This window comes from Mesorhizobium sp. M0601, from assembly GCF_040320845.1.
Lineage (GTDB): Bacteria > Pseudomonadota > Alphaproteobacteria > Rhizobiales > Rhizobiaceae > Mesorhizobium.
Genome location: NZ_JAMYQK010000130.1, coordinates 1 through 801, shown reverse-complemented (window position 1 = coordinate 801; position 801 = coordinate 1). Strand labels below are relative to the sequence as shown.

The window sequence follows — 801 nt, the reverse complement described above, 5'->3', positions numbered from 1 at the left end:
ATCTTTCCGCGGCCGCCTGGCCGTTGCCGTGTTTATGGGCAGGCCTGGACGAAAGCTGCGACATTGCCGCTGCCGCCCTGGCTGACATTGGCATCGCAGCCGTGGCCCACCTGTACGCCCGCAGCAATGTTGCCGTTGCCGTCCTGGGTCAGAATGGTGGTGTGGTTGGAGCCGAACTGGCCGATGCCGGCCACGTTGCGGTTGCCGTTCTGGTAGGTGGCGCCGTAGTTGCCGGCCCCGTCCTGGCCGATAGCCGAAAGGTTGTGGCGGCCGCGCTGCTGGCCGATCACCTTGTTGAAGCGGCCGTTCTGATACACCCGGATACGGTTTTTGAAGCCGTTCTGGGCGCCGCCGGCCGAGTTCGACCAGCCATATTGCTCGATGCGCACGTCATTGGCCATGGCCGGAGCGGCGGCAGTGATACCGACAAGAGCGGCAAGCGCGGTTGCGATGAAAGAATTGCGGATCATGAGAGCGTCTCCTTTGGCGGACGGGACCGCGGTTGAACGGCTTCTTTTTAGGAGATGCCGTTCGAACTAAGGCTGAAGGCGGCGTTCAGCTGGGGTTCAGGAGGGCTTGCGCGGGTCATGGCTGCGGCGGTCAGGCCGCTATTCGCTAGGGCAATGGGTGGAGCACACTCGCCAAGGGCGGCCGGTGTTGGACATTTCTATACTTGGGGTTGGCCGCTTCCGGCCCACAGGCTGCCGGACGGCAATGCGCCTCATGCACGAACCCGCTTCGCGGGAGGGGCGCCTCGTTCTGAGATGGCGCGACTGCCATTTTGACTTGAGCGGGTAGAGG

General features: G+C 63.7%; 1 protein-coding gene. It reads right to left on the bottom strand.

Features of this window, described 5'->3' with window-relative positions; genetic code table 11:
- Window positions 1-32: 32 nt before the first annotated feature.
- Window positions 33-470 (bottom strand): curlin, encoded by a 438-nt coding sequence (locus NKI41_RS33215; RefSeq protein ID WP_352474420.1) that lies wholly within the window; start codon window positions 468-470, stop codon window positions 33-35.
- Window positions 471-801 lie beyond the last annotated feature (331 nt).

Bases quoted from the DNA above. Each gene is read 5' to 3' on its own strand.
- NKI41_RS33215 (WP_352474420.1), bottom strand. From the start codon at position 470: ATGATCCGCAATTCTTTCATCGCAACCGCGCTTGCCGCTCTTGTCGGT.